This is a genomic window from Undibacterium sp. TC9W, from assembly GCF_049339865.1.
Lineage (GTDB): Bacteria > Pseudomonadota > Gammaproteobacteria > Burkholderiales > Burkholderiaceae_D > Undibacterium.
Genome location: NZ_JBMPPJ010000012.1, coordinates 14,730 through 37,777 on the forward strand (window position 1 = coordinate 14,730; position 23,048 = coordinate 37,777).

At 50.1% G+C, this 23,048-nt stretch carries 19 protein-coding genes and 1 pseudogene; 9 read left to right on the forward strand and 11 right to left on the reverse strand.

Going from position 1 to position 23,048, the window contains the following annotated elements:
• Positions 1 to 33 precede the first annotated feature (33 nt).
• Together ACO0LN_RS17530 and ACO0LN_RS17535 are read left to right on the forward strand one after the other, a co-directional pair.
• Positions 34 to 1,359 (forward strand): SDR family oxidoreductase, encoded by a 1,326-nt coding sequence (locus tag ACO0LN_RS17530; RefSeq protein ID WP_422975960.1) that lies wholly within the window; start codon positions 34 to 36, stop codon positions 1,357 to 1,359.
• The gene (locus ACO0LN_RS17535) at positions 1,356 to 1,829 is read left to right on the forward strand and encodes a DUF2269 family protein (protein ID WP_422975961.1); all 474 of its coding nucleotides are present in this window, start codon (positions 1,356 to 1,358) and stop codon (positions 1,827 to 1,829) included. The genes ACO0LN_RS17530 and ACO0LN_RS17535 overlap by 4 nt, the downstream gene beginning before the upstream one ends.
• A gap of 79 nt (positions 1,830 to 1,908) precedes the next feature.
• Here ACO0LN_RS17535 and ACO0LN_RS17540 read toward each other — a convergent pair whose 3' ends face one another.
• Together ACO0LN_RS17540 and ACO0LN_RS17545 are read right to left on the reverse strand one after the other, a co-directional pair.
• Positions 1,909 to 2,640 carry a site-2 protease family protein gene (locus tag ACO0LN_RS17540; RefSeq protein ID WP_422975963.1) on the reverse strand — a complete coding sequence of 244 codons (732 nt, stop codon included), beginning with the start codon at positions 2,638 to 2,640 and terminating at the stop codon, positions 1,909 to 1,911.
• Between the two features lie 56 nt (positions 2,641 to 2,696).
• Positions 2,697 to 3,578, reverse strand: coding sequence for a DUF2167 domain-containing protein (locus ACO0LN_RS17545; protein WP_422975965.1), 882 nt, complete (start codon positions 3,576 to 3,578; stop codon positions 2,697 to 2,699).
• A 287-nt stretch (positions 3,579 to 3,865) separates the two neighbouring features.
• On the opposite strand from ACO0LN_RS17545, the gene ACO0LN_RS17550 reads away from it, so the two are divergent.
• The 4 genes and pseudogenes from ACO0LN_RS17550 to ACO0LN_RS17565 all read left to right on the forward strand — a co-directional run bounded on the left by ACO0LN_RS17550 (position 3,866) and on the right by ACO0LN_RS17565 (position 9,654).
• Positions 3,866 to 4,933 (forward strand): hypothetical protein, encoded by a 1,068-nt coding sequence (locus ACO0LN_RS17550; RefSeq protein ID WP_422975967.1) that lies wholly within the window; start codon positions 3,866 to 3,868, stop codon positions 4,931 to 4,933.
• 128 nt (positions 4,934 to 5,061) lie between these two features.
• On the forward strand, positions 5,062 to 7,113 hold the full coding sequence (metG, locus tag ACO0LN_RS17555) for a methionine--tRNA ligase (protein WP_422975969.1): 2,052 nt from the start codon (positions 5,062 to 5,064) through the stop codon (positions 7,111 to 7,113).
• Positions 7,114 to 7,143: 30 nt separating this feature from the next.
• Positions 7,144 to 7,623 (forward strand): annotated as a pseudogene (locus ACO0LN_RS17560) (GNAT family N-acetyltransferase).
• Between the two features lie 198 nt (positions 7,624 to 7,821).
• The gene (locus tag ACO0LN_RS17565) at positions 7,822 to 9,654 is read left to right on the forward strand and encodes an aminopeptidase P family protein (RefSeq protein WP_422975971.1); all 1,833 of its coding nucleotides are present in this window, start codon (positions 7,822 to 7,824) and stop codon (positions 9,652 to 9,654) included.
• An 85-nt stretch (positions 9,655 to 9,739) separates the two neighbouring features.
• On the opposite strand, the gene ACO0LN_RS17570 is transcribed toward ACO0LN_RS17565, so the two are convergent.
• The 8 genes from ACO0LN_RS17570 to pstS form a co-directional block, all read right to left on the reverse strand.
• The gene (locus ACO0LN_RS17570) at positions 9,740 to 11,191 is read right to left on the reverse strand and encodes a serine hydrolase (RefSeq protein WP_422975973.1); all 1,452 of its coding nucleotides are present in this window, start codon (positions 11,189 to 11,191) and stop codon (positions 9,740 to 9,742) included.
• Between the two features lie 302 nt (positions 11,192 to 11,493).
• Positions 11,494 to 12,786 (reverse strand): phosphate regulon sensor histidine kinase PhoR, encoded by a 1,293-nt coding sequence (gene phoR, locus ACO0LN_RS17575; protein ID WP_422975975.1) that lies wholly within the window; start codon positions 12,784 to 12,786, stop codon positions 11,494 to 11,496.
• Positions 12,787 to 12,965: 179 nt separating this feature from the next.
• Positions 12,966 to 13,652, reverse strand: coding sequence for a phosphate regulon transcriptional regulator PhoB (gene phoB, locus ACO0LN_RS17580; protein WP_162041889.1), 687 nt, complete (start codon positions 13,650 to 13,652; stop codon positions 12,966 to 12,968).
• A 9-nt stretch (positions 13,653 to 13,661) separates the two neighbouring features.
• Positions 13,662 to 14,372, reverse strand: coding sequence for a phosphate signaling complex protein PhoU (gene phoU, locus ACO0LN_RS17585; RefSeq protein WP_422975977.1), 711 nt, complete (start codon positions 14,370 to 14,372; stop codon positions 13,662 to 13,664).
• Positions 14,373 to 14,474: 102 nt separating this feature from the next.
• Positions 14,475 to 15,254, reverse strand: coding sequence for a phosphate ABC transporter ATP-binding protein PstB (gene pstB, locus ACO0LN_RS17590; RefSeq protein WP_422975978.1), 780 nt, complete (start codon positions 15,252 to 15,254; stop codon positions 14,475 to 14,477).
• Between the two features lie 13 nt (positions 15,255 to 15,267).
• Positions 15,268 to 16,140, reverse strand: a complete 873-nt coding sequence (pstA, locus tag ACO0LN_RS17595) for a phosphate ABC transporter permease PstA (protein WP_422975980.1) — start codon at positions 16,138 to 16,140, stop codon at positions 15,268 to 15,270.
• A complete protein-coding gene (gene pstC, locus ACO0LN_RS17600) occupies positions 16,140 to 17,084 on the reverse strand; it encodes a phosphate ABC transporter permease subunit PstC (protein WP_422976178.1) in 945 nt (314 codons plus the stop codon). Before pstC ends, pstA begins: the two co-directional genes overlap by 1 nt.
• 190 nt (positions 17,085 to 17,274) lie before the next feature.
• Positions 17,275 to 18,318 (reverse strand): phosphate ABC transporter substrate-binding protein PstS, encoded by a 1,044-nt coding sequence (pstS, locus tag ACO0LN_RS17605; protein WP_422975982.1) that lies wholly within the window; start codon positions 18,316 to 18,318, stop codon positions 17,275 to 17,277.
• A 196-nt stretch (positions 18,319 to 18,514) separates the two neighbouring features.
• Between pstS and ppk1 the strand changes: the two genes are divergently transcribed.
• The 3 genes from ppk1 (at position 18,515) to ACO0LN_RS17620 (ending at position 22,178) form a co-directional block, all read left to right on the forward strand.
• Complete coding sequence (gene ppk1, locus ACO0LN_RS17610; RefSeq protein WP_422975984.1) at positions 18,515 to 20,710, forward strand: polyphosphate kinase 1; 2,196 nt, start codon at positions 18,515 to 18,517, stop codon at positions 20,708 to 20,710.
• On the forward strand, positions 20,710 to 21,189 hold the full coding sequence (sixA, locus tag ACO0LN_RS17615; RefSeq protein ID WP_422975985.1) for a phosphohistidine phosphatase SixA: 480 nt from the start codon (positions 20,710 to 20,712) through the stop codon (positions 21,187 to 21,189). Before ppk1 ends, sixA begins: the two co-directional genes overlap by 1 nt.
• Before the next feature lie 101 nt (positions 21,190 to 21,290).
• The gene (locus ACO0LN_RS17620) at positions 21,291 to 22,178 is read left to right on the forward strand and encodes an EamA family transporter (protein ID WP_422975987.1); all 888 of its coding nucleotides are present in this window, start codon (positions 21,291 to 21,293) and stop codon (positions 22,176 to 22,178) included.
• A 2-nt stretch (positions 22,179 to 22,180) separates the two neighbouring features.
• On the opposite strand, the gene ACO0LN_RS17625 is transcribed toward ACO0LN_RS17620, so the two are convergent.
• A complete protein-coding gene (locus tag ACO0LN_RS17625; protein WP_422975989.1) occupies positions 22,181 to 23,047 on the reverse strand; it encodes a UDP-2,3-diacylglucosamine diphosphatase in 867 nt (288 codons plus the stop codon).
• Position 23,048: the final 1 nt, after the last annotated feature.

The following is a 23,048-nucleotide window of genomic DNA, read 5'->3' on the forward strand; positions in this document are numbered from 1 at the left end:
CAATTTAGCGTAAGCCCTTACAAAAACAAGATCATGAAAATTCTTATCTGCGGCGCCCAAGGTTTTTTAGGTCGCCATATCAGCCAGGTTTTGCAAGATGCCGGGCATGAAATCTGTCACGGCGTACGCAAACCCAAACTGCCTGAACGCCTGACTGATCCTGAAGAAATAGCGATCAATTATGCGCAGGATACCGAGCTAGCCATCTGGGAAAAACGTCTGCGCAGCCTTGGGCAAATTGATGTCATCATCAATGCCGTCGGCATACTCAATGAAACACCAGAATTAAGTTTTGATGCCATCCATCGAGATGCACCTGCTGCCTTGTTTTATGCAGCAGCCAGATGTGGCGTCAAAGCAGTCGTACAAATATCTGCCCTCGGTGGTACGAACGAGGCTGAACATCCTGAAACCATGACGGGCTATATGCGCAGCAAGCGCGCTGCTGACAAGGTACTCATGGATATCGGCCCTGGTGGCCTCAGCTACCTGATCCTGCGCCCTTCTTTGGTGGTTGGCATTGATGGTGGCAGTAGCCAGTTATTCCGAGGCATGGCCAGCTTACCTGTACTTGGTTTGCCGGGGCGTGGTGAGCAACAAGTACAACCCGTTCATGTAGATGACTTGTGCGCGGCAATCGCGCTCTGGCTTGCTGATGAAAACCGTCATAGCATGGTCTTGAATGCAGTCGGCCCTCAAGCGCTGTCTTACCGACGCATGCTGGAAATTTATCGGTCAGCCATGGGTATGACTGCGCAATGCATGTTTTCTATCCCCATGCCTCTGATGCGCTTCGCTGCCAGCGCGGCAAGGCTGTTGCCGCAAAATCTCCTGACAACGGATAGTTTACGCATGCTGGAGCAAGACAATATTGCTGATGCCACCAACTTTGTTGCGCATCTGGGCAGACCAGCAAAATCGCATAAAGACTGGTTCACGGGCATCCCTGCCCATTTGCTCGCCAGCAGCGCGATTGCAGGCTGGAGCCTGCCCTTGTTTCGCTATGTGCTGGCGGTGGTCTGGTTTGTTACTGCGGCGGTATCGTTTGGTCTTTACCCTATCTCCGGCAGCCTGGCTTTATTGCAGCCTCTGGGGCTCGGTGGTGCTCCTGCGATGTTCATGCTGATGACCGCATCGACGCTGGATCTGTGCCTGGGTGTGGCTACCCTGCTCTGGCCAAGGCGCATTTTATGGCTGATGCAGATTGCCCTGATTGTCGGCTATAGCGGCATCATTGCGATCTACTCGCCTGAATATTATTTACATCCATTTGGCCCGGTCCTGAAAAACCTGCCCATCCTGGCTTTACTCGCTTACTTATTTGCTCATCAAACAGACACACGAAAAGACACAAAATGAACACTTATCTCTTGCTTAAAACCCTGCACGTCCTGTCTTCTGTCTTACTGGTTGGTACCGGCTTTGGCTCGGCGTTTTATATGTTCTTTACCAACCGCAGCAGGCAATTCAAGGCGCAAGTCGTGGTGGCGCGGTTGGTCGTACTGGCTGACTGGTGCTTTACCACACCTGCTGTAATCATTCAGCCCCTGACTGGCTTTGCCATGGTACACATGGCAGGCTGGCCATTGAGCACACCATGGATCATGTGGTCCTTTGTTTTGTACCTGTTTGCCGGTGCCTGCTGGTTGCCTGTGGTATGGCTGCAAATACGCATGAAAGCCATGCTCGAAGTTGCTGATGCCAACAATACGACTGTGCTGCCAGAGCAGTACTGGCGTTATGCAAAGATATGGGAATGGCTGGGCTACCCTGCATTCATCGCCATGATAGGCGTGTACTTTTTGATGGTGAACAAGCCCAGTTTCTAAATAGGTATCTCTGCAAGCGCAAATAGCGGGCGTACTGAAGCACAACACATCTCACCAACAAGGATGAGATGTGTTCCAGCTAAATGCCTTTGACCTGACGTGCCGCCTGCACCAACTCGTGCACATCATTCGTCATTACCGCCAGAAAGCCCAGCAAGATCAGGTAATAAGCGGCATAGGTGAAGCGTACCTCACCAGACATATTGTAGTAAGCCTTGTTCTCTTCTGCCTCAGGATCATATTTCCAGGCACGCCACAATTGTGGCCAGGCCAATAAACCAATGATGATCAGCATGGGGCTGGGGCGATAATAAAACAAAGCCAGCAAGACCGGCACGCCGACAAACCAGATGCGCGGCGTCAGCACGGCAGTGATACGGCCGCCATCAAAGGGCGACAGCGGTATCATATTGAACAGGTTCAAAAAGAAACCTGAATAGGCTACCGCCATCAATAAATCGCTATCGTAATTGCGGGCAAGGAAATAACAGAGGATAGAACCAACAGTGCCAGCCAATGGCCCGCCGAGGCCAATGTAGGCCTCGGTCTCGGCATCATGCGGCATGTCTTTCAATTCTATCCAGGCCCCCAGAAAAGGGATGAAGGTAGGCAGGCCTACATTCAGACCGCGCTGGCGGGCAGCGATGTAATGGCCCATTTCATGCACAAACATGAGCAAGACAAACCCCACGGCATACCACCAGCCAAATATCCAGGCATAGATAGCAACAGAAATAATCATGGTGCCGCCGGACGCCAGCAACTTGCTAAATTTGACGCCTGAAAAGAGCAGGAACAGCAGCTTCATCATTTTTATTACATCCTATTTATTTTTGCCTGGACTTCACTCTTCAAGCTTTTATAACTTTACGCTTTATTGCGGCCAAATAATTTGCCTATCAACGCGCCCAAGCCTACCACGGCAACCAGTGCCAGTTTGGCGAACTTGGCGAAGAAAGCGAAGATAAGGGCAAACAAACCCAGCTTTTTGGCAGCGACACCGGCAACCAAAGCTGCCAGGCCATACTCAGCTACTTTGTCGGTACTGATATTGAAATCACTGTAACGCTTGCCATCTGTAAATTCCAGATGCCCCAATAAATCTTTGGCGATGGATTTTTGCTGTGGCAAATCGTTCAATGCTGTCACCAGGTTCAGGCTGATATAGCCTTCACGGCCCAGAGCATAGGTATTGTAATTCACGCCCTGCCTGTCGCTGCTGCCTTGTTTGTCCTTGGTGATCGCAGACCATACCAGCCTGTGGGTTGCGGCTTCGTAATTCGGTTTTTCTGCCCAGCCCACCAGTTGCATTTCAGGGATACCGCGCTGTACACGTTCTTTATTTCCCTCTTCGGTACCTTCCTTTAAGCTTTTCAGCAAATCGTCCGCATTCCAGTCTTTGGCATCATCATCCTTGATATAACCAGATTTTTGGTAGCGTGCGACGATCATCCAGTGCCCTTCTTCAGGGAAGATGGCACCAAGCAAGCTAGGGTCAGACGAATTGCCCATGGCACGCATGATCCGGCCAGCCTCAGGCATGGGGATAAAAATCTGGCCGGCTGGCACTTTCAATACCGCCTGATCTATCATTTTGATTTCTGCCGGACCTGCCTGCATGACTTTTTTTGCTTCGTCGAATGCTGCTTTGACTTCTGCATCGGCAGCCGCATTTTGCGCGTAAGCAAAATGGCTAAAGACTGCAACAAATAAGGCTAATACCCACTTTAAATACTGCTTGGCGATCATGTTCATTCCCTGTGAATTTATATTTTAATGAGCAATATGGCATCCTGACATTTGCTCATCATTTATTGAGTACGCTGAATTAAGTAATACAGATTAAGTACTGCAGATTCATGGATATTATGTATTTATACACATTTAGTTTCCATAAAGTTAAGCATAATGCCTTGAAAACTGGACTAAATCAAATCCATGCTTTGCTGTTAGAAGTTAAAATAGCGGCCTCAGCTAAAGCTCTCAACGTAAATAAACTGCCCGCATCTATTGATGCGGCAGGCGCAGGCAAAATCATGAATATCCCCATCGTTAATCCAGCTACAAACCCAGAAAAACCTATGGAGATATTGCCTGCAGCAACAGTTGCGATAGCAGCACAGCATTTACGCGACATCCTGCAACTGGCTTTTGAGCATACTGTGCAACATCAGGCAGTAGTCGTGTATGACCAGCGCTGCCCCCTGGCAGTGGCACTGACCAGCGCCTATCGCGCCTGTTTACCCAATGCACGCTTTATCGATTTTGATGTAGAAACACCAGAACTGATTTTATCGACCTTGAATGCCTTGCAGGCTTCTGATCTGGCGGTGTTGATACAATCCACCAATTTTCGCCTCGAAGCTTACCGATTGCGGGTGGAGTTATTCAAGCGTGGTTTGAAGGTCATAGAACATCCCCACCTCGCACGCATGGAAGGGGATGAAAATCTGTATTACATAGAGTCGCTGGCCTATGATGCCAACTACTATCGCGGTACTGGCAATGCGCTCAAACAAAAAATCGATAGCGCCAGCGGTGGCGTGGTCGATAGCGACGGTGCCGAATTGATCTTTAGTGGCCGTCTTGAGCCAGCCAAGCTCAATGTCGGCGACTATCGCCAGATGAATAATGTAGGCGGTCAGTTCCCCATCGGTGAAGTGTTCACAGAATCGGTAGCGCTGGAAGACGTGTATGGCCAAATCCGTATCTTTGCCTTTGGTGATACCACGTTTACCGTCAACCGCCCGGAACAGCCGATTACCCTGATCGTGGAAAAAGGCCAGGTTATTGATACCATCAACTCCACGCCTGAATTTGATCAAGTGCTGGCCAATATCCGTGCTGACGACAGCGTAGTCTGGGTGCGCGAACTGGGCTTTGGCATGAATAAAGCCTTCTCCAAAGACAAGACCGTGCGCGACATAGGAACTTATGAGCGCATGTGCGGCGTCCATTTATCCCTGGGGGCCAAGCATGGCAGCTATGCCAAACCGCATATCAAGCGTGGTGAAGGCCGTCATCATGTCGATGTCTTCGCTGTTACCGAAGCGGTAAAACTTGATGATGAAGTTGTCTACAAGAACGGTGCCTGGGTAGTTTGAGCCGCATCCATTAGCAAAACAACACAAAAACTCTACTACTCTCACCCCGGATCAGGGCATAGCGGCTGCAATATGTGCATTCGCTGTTAGAATAATGTTCTTGTCCGTTCATAAAAAGTGCATCAACCATGACCCGTAAGCTGTTTGTTACCACTGCCCTGCCGTACGCTAATGCGCCCTTCCACCTTGGTCACATCATGGAATATATCCAGGCTGACATCTGGGTAAGGCATCAGCGAATGTCGGGTCACGAGGTACATTTCGTCGGCGCGGATGATGCACACGGTGCACCTATCATGATAGCGGCTGAAAAAGCTGGCATCACGCCACAAGCTTTTGTGGCGCAGATCGCTGCCGGACGCAAACAATACCTCGACGGCTTTCATATCCAGTTTGATAACTGGCATTCAACCGATGGTGAAGAAAACCATCAGTTGTCGCAGGACATTTATCGCAAACTGAAATCTGCTGGCTTCATCACCAGCAAAACCATAGAACAGTTCTTTGACCCGGTCAAAAACATGTTCCTGCCCGACCGTTACATCAAGGGCGAATGCCCTAAATGCGGCGCCAAAGATCAGTATGGCGATTCTTGCGAAGTTTGCAGTGCAGTGTATGCGCCTACAGAATTGAAAAATCCCTATTCCGTCCTGACCGGTGCGACACCGATCATGAAATCGTCAGAGCATTTCTTCTTCAAATTGTCGGATGAAAAGTGCGTAGAATTCTTGCGTGGCTGGGCTTTGAAAGACAACCGTCTGCAATCCGAGGTAGCGAATAAATGCAAGGAATGGCTGGAAGGCGAAGGCGGTCTTGGTGACTGGGACATCAGCCGCGACGCGCCGTACTTTGGTATCGAGATTCCTGATCAACCGGGCAAGTATTTTTATGTCTGGCTGGATGCGCCTGTGGGTTACCTCGCTTCGCTGAAAAATTACTTCGGTAAAATTGGCCGTGATTACGATGCTTTCATGGCTGACCCGACGACTGAGCAAATCCATTTCATCGGTAAGGACATCACTTATTTCCACACACTGTTCTGGCCAGCGATGCTGAAGTTTTCTGGTTATAAAACACCGGACAATGTGTATGCCCATGGTTTTGTGACGGTATCTGGCGAAAAGATGTCCAAGTCGCGCGGTACAGGCATTTCACCACTGCGCTATCTTGAACTGGGCATGAATCCAGAATGGCTGCGTTATTACTTCGCAGCCAAACTCAATGCCAAGGTTGAAGATCTGGACATGAATCCAGAAGACTTCGCATTACGTGTCAATTCTGACCTGATTGGCAAATACATCAATATCGCCAGTCGTGCTGCCGGCTTTATCACCAAGCGCTTCGACGGCGTGGTGGCGACTGACTGGGCAACAGCAGATGACGCTTTCCTCAATAATTTGCGCAATGTTGCGCCAGAAATTCAGGCCTTGTTTGAAGCACGTGAATACGGCAAAGCCTTGCGTGCGGCAATGGAACAGGCTGACCTGGTGAATGCCTATGTCGATTCCAACAAGCCCTGGGAACTGGCAAAAAAGGCCGAGAACGATGCAAAATTGCAGGAAGTCTGCAGCCGCTTGCTGGAAGCTTTCCGTATTCTGACTATCTTCCTGAAACCAGTCTTGCCGCAACTGGCAACACAGGTAGAAACGCAGTTGAATATCGCCCCACTGCAATGGACAGATGTAGCGACACCATTACCACACCTGCATAAAATCAATCCTTACACACATCTGATGCAAAGAATCGATGTGAAAATTTTTGATGAATTATTTGAAAAACCGGATCAGGGTGTAGCAGCTGCAACTGAAACTGCATCCACTGATATCGAACCACTGGCCGAAGAAATCAAGATCGACGACTTTGCCAAAGTCGATCTGCGCATTGCCAAAATCGTCAATTGCGAACATGTAGAGGGTTCAGACAAACTCCTGCGTCTGACGCTGGATGTGGGCGAAGGCCGTACCCGCAATGTATTCTCAGGCATCAAGTCTGCCTACCAGCCAGAACAGCTGATAGGCAAATTCACTGTCATGGTGGCTAACCTGGCACCACGCAAGATGAAATTTGGCATATCAGAAGGCATGGTATTGGCCGCATCTGCTGCTGATGAAAAGGCCAACCCAGGTTTGTACATACTGGAAGCCTGGCCTGGTGCGCAACCTGGCATGCGTGTCCGTTAATACTTGTGTGCGTAGATACAGTACCAGCGTATGAATATTGTTGTCCGTGAAGCTGTCATAGAAGATGCGCAACTCATCGCGCATCTGACCCGCACTTGCTGGACTGATAAGGTGGCTGCCACCTCCAGCGGCCACCATGAAAGCAGTGAACGCGTCTGCAATGATTTAATGCAGGGTGGCGGCTTTGTCCTGTAGCTGGATGACGAACCGGTAGGCTCGGTGCGCTGGCTACCGCTGGATACAGAAAATAATTGCTGGGAAATGCTGCGCATGGGCGTTTTGCCCGCTTTTCGGGGTGAAGCCCTGTCCCAGCATTTACTCGAAGCCGTGATTCATGCAGCGCAGACTTCCGGCATAGAAGAATTGCGCCTCGGTGTACGCAGTGACCAACCCCGTTTGCTGGACTTGTATGCCGCATTCGAATTTGAACTCGCGCCCCAGCTTGAATATTCCCACGCCAATCCAAATGAGCCAGCTCCGCATGTCATGCGGCGATTTCTGAGAAATTAAAGAAATCGGCATACTTGCTCCTATCTAATATATTTTAGGTATACTATCCTCCAGCTTTGTTAATCCAGACGAATGATGATGTTTAAGCAATCGCTTAAGCAATGACTTGAGCCATATAATCAAACTCGCCCTGCATTTACGCCGCCTTCGTATTAAACTTAGCCTCAATCCTGTCTATCCTGCTTTGGAAATCCATCCATGAACAGCCCTGTTAGCCCTTCTGCCATCACCTCTCCCATCCCTGCCCGCCTGGTGCAATTACGCGCTGTCATGCAGGCGCAGGGTCTGGATGCGTATATCGTGCCGTCCTCCGATCCGCATCTGTCTGAATATCTGCCTGACCGCTGGCAAGGACGCAGCTATTTCTCTGGATTTACCGGCTCGGTAGGTACGCTGATCGTTACGGCAGATTTTGCAGGTTTGTGGGTAGACAGCCGCTACTGGAGTTCAGCAGAAACAGAGCTGGCACCAACTGGCATCAAGATGATGAAAATCGCCTCAGCCGCAGCCACACTGTACATAGACTGGCTGGCCAGCAATTTGCAGCCCGGACAAACGGTGGGTGTAGATGGCGCAGTATTGGGTCTGGCAACTGCCAGGGCGCTGGAACATGCCTTACAAAGCAAGGACATTACATTCAATACCAGCCATGATCTTTTGGATAAGGTGTGGGACGAACGTCCCAGCCTGCCACAGGCTGCTATCTATGAACATGCCGCACCGTATGCGGTGGTCGCCCGCGCCGACAAACTGGCGATGTTACGCGAACAGATGCGTAGCCAAAACGCTGACTGGCATTTTATTTCTACGGTTGATGACCTGGCCTGGATTTTCAATTTGCGTGGCGCTGATGTCAGTTATAACCCGGTCTTTGTTGGTCATGCGCTCATTAGCCAGACTGAGGCGAAATTGTTCGTCTCGGCAGGCAAAGTTCCGGCAGAATTGGCTGTGGTACTGGCCAAAGATGGCGTCAGCCTGGCAGACTATAGCGAAGCAGCCGCTGCATTGGCAGCCCTGCCAGCAAATAGCAGCATCATGATAGACCCGCGCAGAATCACTTACGGCTTCCGTCAGGGCATACCAGCAACTGTCAAAGTTATCGAAGCCATCAACCCATCGGTATTTGCCAAATCCCGCAAGACTGCAGAAGAAGCGCAATTCGTGCGTGAAGCCATGGAACAGGATGGTGCAGCGCTGTGTGAATTCTTCACCTGGCTTGAAAGCGCGCTAGGCAAGCAGCGCATCACTGAGCTGACTATCGATGAAGAAATCTGCGCCGCACGTGCACGCCAGCCTCATTTTGTCTCACCCAGTTTTAATACCATCGCTGGCTTCAATGCCAACGGTGCCATGCCACATTACCGCGCCACCAAGGAATCACATTCGGTGATTGAAGGTGATGGCCTGCTGTTGATAGACTCTGGTGGACAATACCTGAATGGCACAACGGACATCACCCGCGTCGTTCCAGTAGGCCAGGTATCAGAAGCGCAAAAACGTGACTTTACCCTGGTCTTGAAGGGTATGATCAACCTCTCGCAAATGCGCTACCCGCGTGGCACCCTGTCACCGATGCTTGATACCGTAGCCCGTGCCCCTATCTGGGCTGACGGCATTAACTATGGTCATGGCACTGGTCACGGCGTAGGCTATTTCCTGAATGTGCATGAAGGTCCGCAAAGCATTTCGCCTGCGATCGCAGAGGTACATATGGCGATGGAGCCTGGCATGATTACTTCGAATGAGCCAGGCATTTACCGCCCGGGCAAATGGGGCGTACGCATAGAAAACCTGCTGCTGAACGTGCCAGCCATGCAAACCGAATTTGGTGAGTACCTGGAATTTGAAACACTGACGCTCTGCCCCATAGACACCCGCTGCATCACAGTAGGTTTATTGCGCGAAGACGAAATCAAATGGCTCAATGATTACCACGCTACAGTTTTGCAACGCCTGTCGCCACGCGTCAGCGGTATGGCGCTGGAATGGCTGAAGGGAAGAACCAAGCCTTTGTTGCGCCCAGCCAGTTGATTGTTTGCTTACCCGTTTTGAGAAATACTGCTTGAGTTAAATAAGGCACAAGACAGAAGGTAGCGCATGCGCTACCTTCTGTCCTCTACAGGCCTCTCTTGGCGCCATTTGCCAACACTTGCAAGCGCTGGATAGCATTCTGATTTTGCGGATTAAGCTCCAGGGATTTTTGGTAATTGCTCTTTGCAAGTTCATTCATGCCTGCTGTTTCATAGGCTTCTGCCAGGCTATCGTAAGTATTGGCACTTTTGGGATACAGGTAAACACCTAGTTTAAATAATTCCACAACCGATTGTGGCTTCCCGGTTTTCATTTTGGCGTAAGCCCATTCGTTCAAGACTTCTTCGCGCAAATAGAAGTCTGCATCTTTCGCTTTTAAATCCTGATAGACAGCAAACGCCTGGTCGTAACCCGCTTTCTCTATTGCCTGCACAAAACCGAGTGGCATTTTCAATTGCCGCAAACGGTACTCGCTATTGATGATCTTGCTACCTATATCATCTACATCTGTCGTAGCATTAGATAGCACAACTACGCCTTTGCCAGCTTTTCTATCAAACCCGATATAGCTGCGGTAACCACCAGTAGCACCAGCATGAGAAATAATCTCACTCCCATATTTATTACCGCCACCCCAGGCTAACCTGACTGGCTTGCCAAACGCTTGGGGATCTAAAGGCTCCTGCATTTTATCGACGATGGCTTGCACAGGACTCTCTTGTTTCCCCATATTTGCAGCGAGGAATTTGAGCATATCAGTCATGGATGAGCGCAAGCCACCTGCTCCATTAAATATTCCCAGGTCCCAGTTGGAAGTAGCTGTCAATGTTGCTTCGCTGGCACCTTCCTCAGTCACGATGTAGGGGGTAGCCAGGTGTTTCTTCATGTCAGCAGTAAGACTAATACCTGTGTCCTGCATTTTCAAAGGTATGAGAATACGATTTTTTAACAGTGGTTCATAATCCACACCCGCCCTCAAGCTCAGCACATGGCCAAGCAAACCTACCCCAATGTTTGAATACTCCATTTTGGAACCTATGTCGCGGGGCAACTGATAAGTGGACAAAAATTGGTATAACAAATCCTGGGTATAGTCGGGGTAAGGATTCGCGGGGTCTTTGGGTGCAAAATTACCTGGCATCCTGGGTAAGCCAGACACATGGGTAGAGAGGTCGCGCAGGCTGATCTGTTTGCCAGCACGGCCAGGTACTGTCACTGATTTTGGCAGGTATTTTGCTACCGGATCATTCAAGCTAAGCTCGCCTTTTGTATCCATATCCATCAAGACCAGACTCGTGAATACTTTGGTAATCGAGCCGATTTCAAACACAGTGTCAGCATTTGCCAATTTACGGTTTTCCAAGCTAGCATAGCCATGGCTGATGACACGGCTGCCATTATCATCGATGATGCCGACAACAATACTTGCAGCCATTTTTTCCTGATCGATACGTTGCTTGAGGATAGTCCGAATTTCCGTATCACTCAGTGCGGCAGCTGCCTGCGCATTCATAGCGCAAAGTATGAGTGCCATCATACTGAATTTAAAAGCGCTGCTTAGGCTGGGGTATTTCAATTTATCTCTCTCCATATAATCTGCCATCCCAAATCAACAGACACGGATCGCAAGACAAATGGACCATGCTGCCATGCACAAGCCCACAGCATGAAATATGCCATTATGTAAATATTTGATTTTATGCAGAATATTTATGGAGGCGCCTGTCCACTTGGAGCAGGCGGACAGGGGCGGACAATAAGCGGACAAGGAGCAGGCAGCAAAGAAGGAGATAGTGCCGGCAAATTTATCAATTCACCAGCTCTACTGGACTGCAAAAATTAAGCAGTGATTGCCGAACCCGGAAACTGCACGCAGAATTTACTACCTACGTCCGGCGTAGATTCAATCAACAAATTCGCCTTGTGCCTGAGCAGCACATGCTTGACAATCGCCAGGCCCAGACCAGTTCCCTGGGTTTCGCGGGAACGGCTTTTATCGACGCGGTAAAAACGTTCTGTCAGGCGCGAGATATGTTCTGCGCTGATACCTATGCCATCATCCTGCACTCCAAATTTGGGGCCATTTGGAGTATCTATCCAACTGATCTTGATGTTGCCATTCTCGGGTGTATAGCGGATTGCGTTCGTCACCAGATTGGTCAGGGCACTACGGATTTCATCATTGCTGCCGCGTATATCCGGGCCTGTACATTCCAGTGTGATCTTGTGCTTGCCTGCAGACAGCGCATGTGCTTCCTGCATGATTTGCTCCAGCAAGCCTTGCATGCTGATGCGTTCAGGGCGTGGCGGATAATCCACCGATTCCAGTCGCGTCAGGGTCAGCATGTCTTCTACCAGGCGCTGCATGCGCTCGCCCTGCTCTGTCATCAGTTTCAGATGCATATTGCGGGTGTGGTTATCGAGGTCGTCCTGCATGGAGGCGATCTCCAGAAAACCATTAATGACCGTCAATGGAGTACGCAATTCATGCGAGGCATTGGCGATGAAGTCGCGCCGCATCATATCTATGCGTTCTGATTCAGTCACATCATGCGTCACCAGAATCTGGCGGCGGTTTTCGAACGGGATGATGTGGGCAATCAATTTGCGGTCGCGAAATGACAGTGTCAATGGTGTCTCGTAGCGCCCCAGGATAATGTAATCCATGAATTCAGGGCTGCGTACCAGATTGGTGACCCGCATACCCTTGTCCTGCGCATGGCTCAGGCCCAGATGGCTTTCTGCTGCCGGGTTACACCATTCAAGAAACAGCACGTCATCCATGATGACCACACCATCTGGCAGCAAGGTCATGGCCTGGCGAAAGCGCGCCAGCCACTCTGCCAGCTCAGCCTGGTTTTTTTCATCGTCACGACGCAATTTATACAGGCGAGAAAATATATCAGTCCAGGCACCCCAGCCATCAGGCAAACGTGAACTATTCGGGTTATCCAGCCAGTCTGCCAGGCGCTGCAAATAAAATAGCTGTACGCAAAACAGGGTCACCATACCGATCAAGCCTAACACCAAACCTGTTACCGGACCCCAAATATACATAGCGGATGCGGCACCCATAAGAACCAGGGCGATGCGTACAAATGCAGAAATCCAAAAAATAAGGCGTGGAGACATAGTGGTTCCTGAGGGTTCTCAGTAATTGCTTGAAATGTAATGCACAAATGTAATGATATAGGTTTTACTGATATCAGTGAGCAATGTTTGCAACCTATTCCCAAACAGGAATGGCGCTGCCACACTGCATATAGCTTATGCAGTGTGCGATGCCGTAAATAGCATGAGCTGGTGCCAGTTTATTTTTCAGACAGCATGTAGCCAACGCTACGCACGGTCTTGATCAGAGATTCTGCATTTTTCAAGACTTTGCGCAGACGCAGTACGTGGACATCTACCGTCCGCTCTTCGATGACGACATGGTCGCCCCAGACTTTGTCGAGCAGCTGGCTGCGTGAGAATACGCGCTCTGGATGTGCCATGAAAAATTTCAGCAGCTTGTATTCAGCATGGCCAATATCGACTTTGTTGTCTTCTATCTTGACGGTGCAGCTGACAGGGTCAAGTACCACTGAGCCTGCCGTCAGGGCAGTCTGGGCATGCTCAGGGCTCTTGCGACGCAACAGGGCCTTGATTCTGGCAGTCAGTTCACGTGGCGAGAAAGGTTTGGTCACATAATCGTCAGCACCGTGATCAAGGCCGGCGATCTTGTCTTCTTCCATACTCTTTGCCGTCAGCATGATGACGGGTATTTCATTGAACTGACGGTCTGAGCGTATCTTCGACAACAGACGCAAACCACTCTGATCAGGCAACATCCAGTCCAGCAAAATCAATTGAGGTGTACGGCGTTGCAAATATTCCCAGGCTTCTGCTGTCGTATTGACAGCGAAAGTGTTCCAGCCTGCAGCGCGCAGGGAAAAACTGACCAGTTCTACGATTGCCGGCTCATCTTCTACGATGAGTATTGTTGTGTCTGTAGCCATTATCAATAATTAGTTCTGTTGTTCCTGCTTGCTAGCCACATAATCTGAATGACGGATATCCTTGCCTTCAACGATATAAATCGTATGCTCGGCAATGTTCTTGGCATGGTCACCGATACGTTCTATCGCCTTGGCCACCCACAGGGCATCCAGGGACGATGATATCGTACTTGGATCTTCCATCATGAAAGTAATCAGATTACGCATGATGGAGCGGAAATCATTGTCGATCAGTGCATCCTGAGCAATCAATTGTACAGCCTTGCCGCCGTCAAGACGGGCAAAGGCATCGAGAGACTGATGCAACATGTCTGCCACACTGCTTGCCAGTACACGTACGGTTTCATAGCCGCTGAACATGGGCACGCCACGCTTGCCAGTCGCTGCATCTCTGGAGATGCGGGCAATTTTTGTTGATTCATCACCTATGCGTTCAAGATCAGTGATGACCTTGCCGGTTGCCATGACAGTGCGCAAGTCATTTGCTGCTGGCTGGCGCTTGACGATGAGATGGCTGCACATGTCATCAAGCGACACTTCGAGGCGGTTGACTTCGAGGTCAGACTGGATCACGGCTTCTGCCTGTACCGCATTACCGGTACGGAAGCAGGACATCGCATCGTGAAAATGGCTTTCCACCAAGCCGCCCATCAACAAGACCTTGGAGCGTATCGTCTCCAGATCCATATCGTATTGTTTTGAAGAGTGTTCGCCTGTCACAGGTTTCTCCTGAATTCGCAATTGCAAAATATAAACGCCAGCTCGCGCAATATAATCTATCCGTGCTCCCACGGATAGATCTGCGCAAGCATGGTACGTCTGTTAGCCGAAACGGCCAGTAATATAGTCTTGAGTTTCTTTCTTCACCGGGTTCATGAAGATATGATCAGTCTCACCAAACTCGACCAGTTCACCCAGGTACATATAAGCAGTGTAGTCAGAACAACGGGCTGCCTGCTGCATATTATGAGTGACGATGGCGATGGTGTATTCCTCTTTCAGTTCATTGATCAGTTCTTCGATCTTGACTGTAGAGATAGGGTCGAGTGCTGAGGTTGGTTCATCCAGCAGCAAAACTTCCGGCTTAACGGCAACACCTCGGGCGATGCACAGACGCTGTTGCTGACCACCAGAAAGACTCAGACCACTCTTGTTGAGTTTGTCTTTGACCTCAGTCCAGATCGCGGCTTTTTTCAAGGCCCATTCTACGCGCTCATCCATCTCGCCCTTGGACAGGTTTTCATACAGACGCACACCGAAAGCGATGTTGTCATATACCGACATAGGGAAAGGCGTAGGCTTCTGGAACACCATGCCGACGCGGGCGCGCAGCAAGTTGATGTCCTGATCTGTATCCAGGATATTTTTACCGTTATAAATAATGCTGCCTTCTGCGCGCTGACCTGGGTACAGGTCATACATACGGTTCAGGGTACGCAATAAAGTCGATTTGCCGCAGCCAGATGGGCCGATGAAGGCGGTCACTTTTTTGTCGTAGATGTTCAGATTGATATCGCGCAGGCTGCGTGTCGCACCATAAAAGAAATTCAGCCCGCCGATTTCGATTGCTTTTTTCTGTTGGTTGTCTTGAGTAGTAGTCATATCGAGGCCAGTATTAATGCTGTGTTTTTTGGTTAAACAAAGTACGCGACAAAATATTCAAACCGAGGACGCTGAAGGTAATCAGCAATGCGCCACCCCAGGCAAGCTCACGCCAGTTGTCGTAAGGGCTCATGGCGAACTGATAAATCACGACTGGCAAGTTTGCCATCGGTTGATTCATATTGCTGCTGAAGAACTGGTTATTCAGGGCTGTGAACAGCAAAGGTGCTGTTTCACCAGAGATACGCGCTACTGCCAGCAAGATGCCGGTCACAACACCTGCCTTGACAGCTCGCAAACGTATCATCAGGGCGACCTTCCAGCGTGGCGCACCCAGTGCAAATGCGGCTTCGCGCAAGCTGGAAGGTACCAAGCCCAACATATTATCAGTAGTGCGGACAACCACGGGAATCGCGATAAGAGAAATCGCAATACTGCCCGCCCAACCAGAGAAGTGTTTGACGTTAGCGACATAAATCGCATAGACGAACAAGCCAACCACGATGGACGGAGCAGACAGCATGATGTCAGTCACGAAGCGCGTTACACCGCCAAACCAGCTCTTGTCGCCATACTCTGCCAGGTAAATACCTGCCAATATGCCTATCGGAGTAGAAATCAGCGTAGCGATACCGACCATCACAAAGCTGCCAAAGATGGCATTCATCAAACCGCCACCGTCGCTGCCAGGTGCAGGTGTCGATTCGGTGAACATGGCAATGTTGACAGCAGAAGCGCCTTTGAGCAGCAAGGTGAACAGTATCCACATCAAAAAGAACACTCCCAGCACCATGGCGATCGAAGACAGGCTGATACCTATCTTGTGCATCAGCACGCGACGACGATATACCGGATTGCTGGCAGATTGCATCGTAGAATTTTCCATTATTTTGCCCCTTCTTTACGTGACAGGCCCAGCAACATCAGCTTCGCTGCAGACAAGACAATGAAAGTAATAACGAACAGTATCAAACCCAGCAAGAACAACGAAGAAGTATGCAGTGGTGATTCAGCTTCAGCAAATTCATTGGCCAGTGTAGAAGCGATACTGTTACCAGCAGCAAACAAAGACCAGGACAAGTGATGGGAATTACCAATCACAAAAGTAATCGCCATGGTTTCACCCAGTGCACGTCCCAGGCCCAGCATGACACCACCGACGACGCCAATTTTGGTGTAAGGCAAAACTATCTTGCGTACTACTTCCCACTTCGTGCAACCGAGACCGTAGGCAGATTCTTTCAAGACTGGCGGCACGACTTCAAACACATCGCGCATGACGGAAGAAATGAAAGGGATAATCATGATGGCCAGGATCACGCCAGCAGCGAGGATACCCATACCTATCATGGGGCCAGAAAACAGGATACCTATCACTGGCAGCTTACCCAGTGTAGCGGCCAAAGCTGGTTGCACATATTGCGAGAACAAGGGGGCGAATACGAACAAACCCCACATACCGTAAATAATACTGGGTACACCGGCCAGCAATTCAATTGCCGTACCCAGTGGGCGCTTGAGCCAGTTGGGGCAAATCTCTGTCAGGAACAGGGCAATGCCGAAACTGACGGGGAAGGCGATCAGCAAAGCGATGACCGAAGTCACCAACGTTCCAACAATGGCGATCATGCCACCAAATTTATCATTGACCGGGTCCCATTCTATGGTCCAGATGAATGGCAAACCAAATTCCTTCATGGCCGGAATGGCACGCAGGAACAGAGAAATAATGATACCAACCAGTACCACCAGCACAAGAGCGGCGAAAGTAAAGGTCAGTTTATGAAAAAAGAAATCTTGCCAACGCTGGCGACGCATTACTTCAGCCATTCTCGCAGGGTCGATCTGATCGGCCTGATGTGGCAATGCGTTAGTCGCAGGTGGAATTGCAGTTGGTGCAGTCATGTTGACGGAGGACATTTGGGTAGTCATGGGTGTCTTTTCCACCGGAAGGTAATCCGGACAGTTCCGGATTACCTTGATCGTTTAGTTCAGCTTCTGAACAGGGTCAAACTTTTTATTACCAGAGTGCTTTACCGGAAGCATCTTTGACTTTTGCTTTCCAGTTGTCTTCGATCAGTTTGACAACTGGTGCTGGCAAGGAAACATATTCCAGTTCAGCAGCCATTGCGCCACCGTTTTTGAATGCCCAGTCAAAGAATTTCAATACTTCTTTGCCTTTTTCAGCATCAGCCTGCGCTTTGTGCAACAGAATGAAAGAAGCACCAGTGATAGGCCAGGTGATTTTGCCAGGCTGGTTAGTCAATACCAGGTACATGCCTGGTGCTTTGCTCCAGTCAGCGCCCGCAGCAGCGGATTTGAAGTTTTCATCATCTGGTTCAGCGAATTGACCATCAGCATTTTTCAACAAGGTGTAAGTCATCTTGTTTTTCTTCACATAAGCGTATTCAACATAGCCGATGGAATTTCTGATTTGCTTGACGCTGGAAGCTACGCCTTCGTTACCCTTGCCACCTACACCGACTGGCCATTTAACGGCTGTGGAAGAACCAACAGCAGTTTTGAACTCAGGACTGACTTTGGCCAGGTAATCTGTCCACAGGAAAGTAGTACCTGAGCCATCGGAGCGGTGTACGACAGTGATATCTTCAGCAGGCAATTTCAAACCGGCATTGATGGCTGCGATTTCTGGTGCATTCCATTTAGTGATTTTGCCCATGTAGATGGCGGCCAGTACTTCACCTGTCATCTTCATTTTACCTGGAGCGATGCCGTCCAGATTAACGACTGGAACCACGCCGCCGATGATGGCCGGGAATTGCACCAGACCTTCAGTTTCCAGTTCTTCTGCCTTCAAAGGCATGTCGGATGCACCGAAATCGACAGTTTTTGCCTTGATTTGTTTGATACCGCCACCGGAACCGATGGATTGATAGTTCAGACCGTTGCCACTGGCTTTTTTATAAGCTTCTGCCCATTTTGCATAAATTGGATATGGGAAAGTCGCGCCAGCGCCTGTAATGTCGGCAGCATGAGCAGCGCCAAATGTGACAGCGACGCCAATTGCAGCGATGAGAGTTTTGACAACACGTTTGATTTGCATGTTCACCTCAGAGTTAAATAACAGTATTCAGTACTACGAGGCGCACTGTACAAGCCAAATATGACAAGATTATGACGTGAAGCAAAGCCTGTGAAATAATTGCACTTGTTATCACTTTTTTGTCATAAACTTGTCATTTAAGACGTCTAGAATGCTTGCGTATATATATGACGTCCTTTATGACATGCAAAAAACTATGCCAAATCAGGAAACACCCTCTTCAGCAACTGCGCCGGAAGACATGAAACAAGTTCCTGACACTGAAATCAAGGCACTTGCCAAGCCAGTCAAGCAAGTCAAGCCAGTGGCGGTACCAGAATTGTCACGTTCGGTGATTTTCCTGGACCGGGAGATGTCGCAAATTGCCTTCAACTGGCGTGTGCTGGCTCAGGCTGAGGACCGCAGCATCCCCTTGCTCGAACGCTTGAAATATTTGTGCATCGTCGGCAGCAACCTTGATGAGTTCTTTGAAGTCAGGGTTGCCAGCCTGCTGGCACAGAACACGATCGATGGTGAACTGGTACAGCACCCTACCTTCCAGGCCATGCTCAAGCGCGTAAGCGATGAGTGCCATCAATTAGCAAAAAGACAATATGAATTACTGAATCAGGAGATTTTGCCCCAGCTCTCCAAAAAAGGCATACATCTGTTGCGCCATTCCGAGCGCAATGAAGCCCAGCGTGCCTGGGTGAAATCCTATTTTGAACGTGAGGTCAGACCCCTGTTGACGCCAATAGGCCTGGACCCTGCTCACCCCTTCCCTCAAGTAGTAAACAAGAGTTTGAATTTCATTGTCTCGCTGGCAGGCAAGGATGCTTTTGGCCGTGGTACCGCCATTGCCATCGTCAAGGCGCCACGCGTTTTGCCGCGCATCATACGTCTGCCAGATGAACTTTCTATCAATGGCATGGCTTTTTGCCTGCTGTCTTCTGTCATACACTCACACATAGAAGACTTGTTCAATGGCCGTGAGGTGATCAATTATTCACAGTTCCGCGTCACCCGTGACAGTGACCTGTGGGTGGATGAAGAAGAAGTCAAGAATCTGCGCCAGGCATTGCAGGGTGAATTGCAAACCCGCCAGTTCGGTGCCGCAGTACGCCTGGAAGTGGCAAAGAACTGCCCCGAGGACCTGTCAAGATTCTTGCTAGAACAATTCAATCTCGACAGCGACCGCCTGTATCCGGTGGATGGCCCGGTCAACATGGTCAGGCTGGGTGAATTGGTTGATCATGTCAAACAGCCTAATCTGCGCTTCCCACCGTTCTCGGCCAAAGCAATAGGCAAATATGCACATGCTGATATTTTCACTTTGCTGCGCAAGCAAGACATACTCTTGCATCACCCTTTCCAGCCTTTCCAGACTGTCATTGACTTCATACGCTCGGCGTCACAAGACCCCAGCGTAGTTGCGATCAAACAGACTATCTATCGCACCGGCATGAATTCGGATTTGATGGAATCCCTGATCACGGCGGCAAGGCTGGGCAAGGAAGTTACCGTCATCGTCGAATTGATGGCGCGTTTTGATGAAGAAGCCAATATCAACTGGGCCGACAAATTGCAGCGCGCCGGTGCCCAGGTTGTATATGGCGTGGTTGGCCTGAAAACCCATGCCAAACTGGCGCTGGTGATACGCCGCGAAGAAGGCGGCAATTTGCGCCACTATGCTCATCTGGGCACTGGCAATTACCACCCATCGACCACGCGTTTTTATACAGACTTTGGCTTGCTGACAGCCCACCCTGAAATGGCGGCAGAAGTCAATGAAGTGTTTATCCACCTGACTGGTTTGACCAAACCTAAAAAACTTGATTACCTGTGGCTTGCACCGTTTGCCCTGCAACCGCAAATCATCAAGGCCATACGCAATGAAGCACGCATAGCCCGCGAAGGCCGCCCTGCCCGCATCATCGCCAAGATGAATGCATTGCTGGATGAGTCTGTCATCCGTGCGCTCTATGCGGCATCGGCAGATGGCGTAAAAATTGACCTTATCATACGCGGTGCCTGCGCCTTGCGCCCGGGCGTACCTGGCTTGTCTGAAAACATCAAGGTGCGCTCCATCATAGGCCGCTTCCTCGAACATAGCCGCATCTATTACTTCCGTAATGATCTGGCGCATGATGTGTATCTTGCCAGTGCCGACTGGATGAACCGCAATCTGTTCCGCCGTATAGAAGTGGCTTTCCCGGTGCTGGAAAAATCATTGAAAAAACGCGTTATTTCTGAAGGCCTGGAACCCTATCTGAAAGACAATGTGAATGCCTGGACACTAGATTCAGACGGACATTACGAACGCAAGAGGGCCCGGGCCAAGCAAGTGCGTTTCTGTGCCCAGCAACATCTGATGCAAACTCTGGGTACCCTGGCTGATACGGATAATCAATAATGGAGCTTATCCTCTGGCGTCATGCAGAAGCAGAACCAGCGACAGCTGAACTGACTGATGAATTCAGAAAGCTGACAGGCAAAGGCAACAAGCAGGCAAGCAAAATTGCTTACTGGCTGGACAGTACTTTGCCTGAAACCTGCAGGATACTGGTCAGCCCCACCATACGCACCAGAGATACTGCTGAGGCCCTGATCGCCTGCGGCAGGAAATATAAAATCGTTCCCGAACTGGGGCCGGCAGCCACTGTCAGCGATGTATTGACTGCAGCCAACTGGCCGAACAGCCGCGAACCTGTACTCATCATCGGTCACCAGCCTTACCTGGGGCAGGTCGCCGCTGAATTACTGGGTCACCCTTTGCAAGAGTACAGCGTACGCAAAGGCAATGTCTGGTGGATCACGCAAAAGCAGCGCGATAACGAGATTATGCAAACCTATCTGAAAGCCATCATGTCGCCTGACCTGGTGGTTAAATAAACGCTCCTGAGATTCATTTAGCCACAGGTAAAAATACTGGCTCTCTGCAGCAAATGCCGCTTGCTGTTAGTATGGAGGGCCGTCTTTACCCATAAAGCACGATGAAACCCACGCACATCCTTGCCGCCCTGATTGCAGTCATCACCTGGGGCATCAATTTCGTAGTCATCAAAATCGGTTTGCAAGGATTGCCGCCTGTGCTGTTCACAGCATCGCGCTTTATCTTCTCTGCCTTGCCCCTGGTATTTTTTGTGTCATTTCCCAAGACATCGTGGAAATGGGTGGCTGCCTATGGCATGTTTCAGTTTGCCTTCCAGTTCACGCTTTTGTTTTGCGGTATCAAGCTTGGCTTCCCTGCCGGGCTGGCATCTCTGGTCATGCAATTGCAAGCATTCATCACCATGGGCCTGGCCGTTGTCATCATGGGTGAGAAACCACAATTCGTGCAAGTACTGGGTGCATTGATTGCCTTGTCTGGCATGGCGCTGGTTGCCATGCATCTGGAAGCGCAGGCAACCATCATAGGATTCTTACTGGTGGTTGCTGGTGCGGTATGCTGGAGTATCGCCAATATCGTCACCAAGAAGATAGGTGTGGTCAATCCGCTGGCGATGGTGGTGTGGGGTTCGGCCATTGCCAGCCCGCCCCTGCTACTCGCGTCCTACTTGATGGAAGGTATGGATGCCTGGCAAGCCGCCTATGCGCAACTGAACTGGACGTCTATCGGTGCCATTGCTTACCAGTCTTACCCGAATACCATAGTCGGTTTTGGCATCTGGTCATGGCTGATGCGTAAATACCCTGCCGCGACAATAGCGCCGTTTACTCTGTTGGTACCAGTGGTCGGCATGCTGACCGCTTCTATCGTATTGAACGAGACTTTATTCTGGTGGAAAATCTGCGCGGGCCTGCTGGTGCTCGGTGGTCTGGCTTGCAACCAGTTTGGTTTGCGCATCTGGTCCTGGTTCAAACCGGCTGCAAGCACCTGAACTTAGCCGGCGACTGTTTCCAGTTCCGTATCTTCCACATCGATATCTGCTGCCACATCTGCCACATGCTCAGGGTGGCAGATGTCATGCCAGGTCACTAGTCTGAGTTCGCCCTTCGCGTCTTCCACCAGGGCTGACAGACTTTCTACCCAGTCGCCATCATTGCAGTACAAGATGCCGCCTATATCGCGTATCTCAGGCTTGTGGATATGGCCGCAGATGATGCCATCCAGGCCCTTGCGGCGGGCCTCGTCTGCCAGCGCATCTTCAAACTGCGTGATATAGCTGACCGCGTTCTTGACCTTTTGCTTCAGGTATTGTGACAGCGACCAGTATGGCATGCCAGCGCGCGCGCGCCAGTTATTGAAGATCTGGTTGAATTTCAGGATGACGGTATACAAGCTGTCACCCACATAGGCCAGCCATTTGGCACAGGCGATGACACCATCAAACCGGTCGCCATGCAAGACCAGCATGCGCTTGCCTGCGGCCGTGGTGTGTACCAGCTCATCCCTGATTTTAATGCCGCCAAAATCGAGGTCGATAAACTGGCGTATCGATTCATCATGGTTGCCAGGCACAAATATGACATTCGTGCCTTTTTTGGCTTTCTTCAGAACAGTCTGCACCACATTATTATGGGTCTGGTCCCAGTACCAGCGGCGCTTGAGTTGCCAGCCGTCGATGATGTCACCGACCAGGTACAGAGTATCTGAATCGGTGGCACGCAAGAATTGCAGCAACTTGGTCGCCTGGCAGCCGCTCGTTCCCAGATGCAAATCTGAAATCCAGATAGTGCGGAAACGCTGGGTTTCTTTCTTACCGGTTTTATACAATTTGCTATTCAGGAACTGATCGGCTGGTTTCATG

Excerpts from the sequence above, each read along its gene's own strand:
- ACO0LN_RS17570 (WP_422975973.1), bottom strand. The coding sequence starts at position 11,191 with ATGATGGCACTCATACTTTGCGCTATGAATGCGCAGGCAGCTGCCGCA.
- phoR (WP_422975975.1), bottom strand. The coding sequence starts at position 12,786 with ATGTCTCCACGCCTTATTTTTTGGATTTCTGCATTTGTACGCATCGCC.
- ppk1 (WP_422975984.1), top strand. The coding sequence starts at position 18,515 with ATGCCAAATCAGGAAACACCCTCTTCAGCAACTGCGCCGGAAGACATG.
- ACO0LN_RS17550 (WP_422975967.1), top strand. The coding sequence starts at position 3,866 with ATGAATATCCCCATCGTTAATCCAGCTACAAACCCAGAAAAACCTATG.
- ACO0LN_RS17565 (WP_422975971.1), top strand. The coding sequence starts at position 7,822 with ATGAACAGCCCTGTTAGCCCTTCTGCCATCACCTCTCCCATCCCTGCC.
- metG (WP_422975969.1), top strand. The coding sequence starts at position 5,062 with ATGACCCGTAAGCTGTTTGTTACCACTGCCCTGCCGTACGCTAATGCG.
- pstC (WP_422976178.1), bottom strand. The coding sequence starts at position 17,084 with ATGGCTGAAGTAATGCGTCGCCAGCGTTGGCAAGATTTCTTTTTTCAT.
- ACO0LN_RS17625 (WP_422975989.1), bottom strand. The coding sequence starts at position 23,047 with ATGAAACCAGCCGATCAGTTCCTGAATAGCAAATTGTATAAAACCGGT.
- sixA (WP_422975985.1), top strand. The coding sequence starts at position 20,710 with ATGGAGCTTATCCTCTGGCGTCATGCAGAAGCAGAACCAGCGACAGCT.
- ACO0LN_RS17540 (WP_422975963.1), bottom strand. The coding sequence starts at position 2,640 with ATGATGAAGCTGCTGTTCCTGCTCTTTTCAGGCGTCAAATTTAGCAAG.
- pstB (WP_422975978.1), bottom strand. The coding sequence starts at position 15,254 with ATGACTACTACTCAAGACAACCAACAGAAAAAAGCAATCGAAATCGGC.
- pstS (WP_422975982.1), bottom strand. The coding sequence starts at position 18,318 with ATGCAAATCAAACGTGTTGTCAAAACTCTCATCGCTGCAATTGGCGTC.
- phoB (WP_162041889.1), bottom strand. The coding sequence starts at position 13,652 with ATGGCTACAGACACAACAATACTCATCGTAGAAGATGAGCCGGCAATC.
- pstA (WP_422975980.1), bottom strand. The coding sequence starts at position 16,140 with ATGGAAAATTCTACGATGCAATCTGCCAGCAATCCGGTATATCGTCGT.
- ACO0LN_RS17530 (WP_422975960.1), top strand. The coding sequence starts at position 34 with ATGAAAATTCTTATCTGCGGCGCCCAAGGTTTTTTAGGTCGCCATATC.
- ACO0LN_RS17620 (WP_422975987.1), top strand. The coding sequence starts at position 21,291 with ATGAAACCCACGCACATCCTTGCCGCCCTGATTGCAGTCATCACCTGG.
- ACO0LN_RS17545 (WP_422975965.1), bottom strand. The coding sequence starts at position 3,578 with ATGATCGCCAAGCAGTATTTAAAGTGGGTATTAGCCTTATTTGTTGCA.
- ACO0LN_RS17535 (WP_422975961.1), top strand. The coding sequence starts at position 1,356 with ATGAACACTTATCTCTTGCTTAAAACCCTGCACGTCCTGTCTTCTGTC.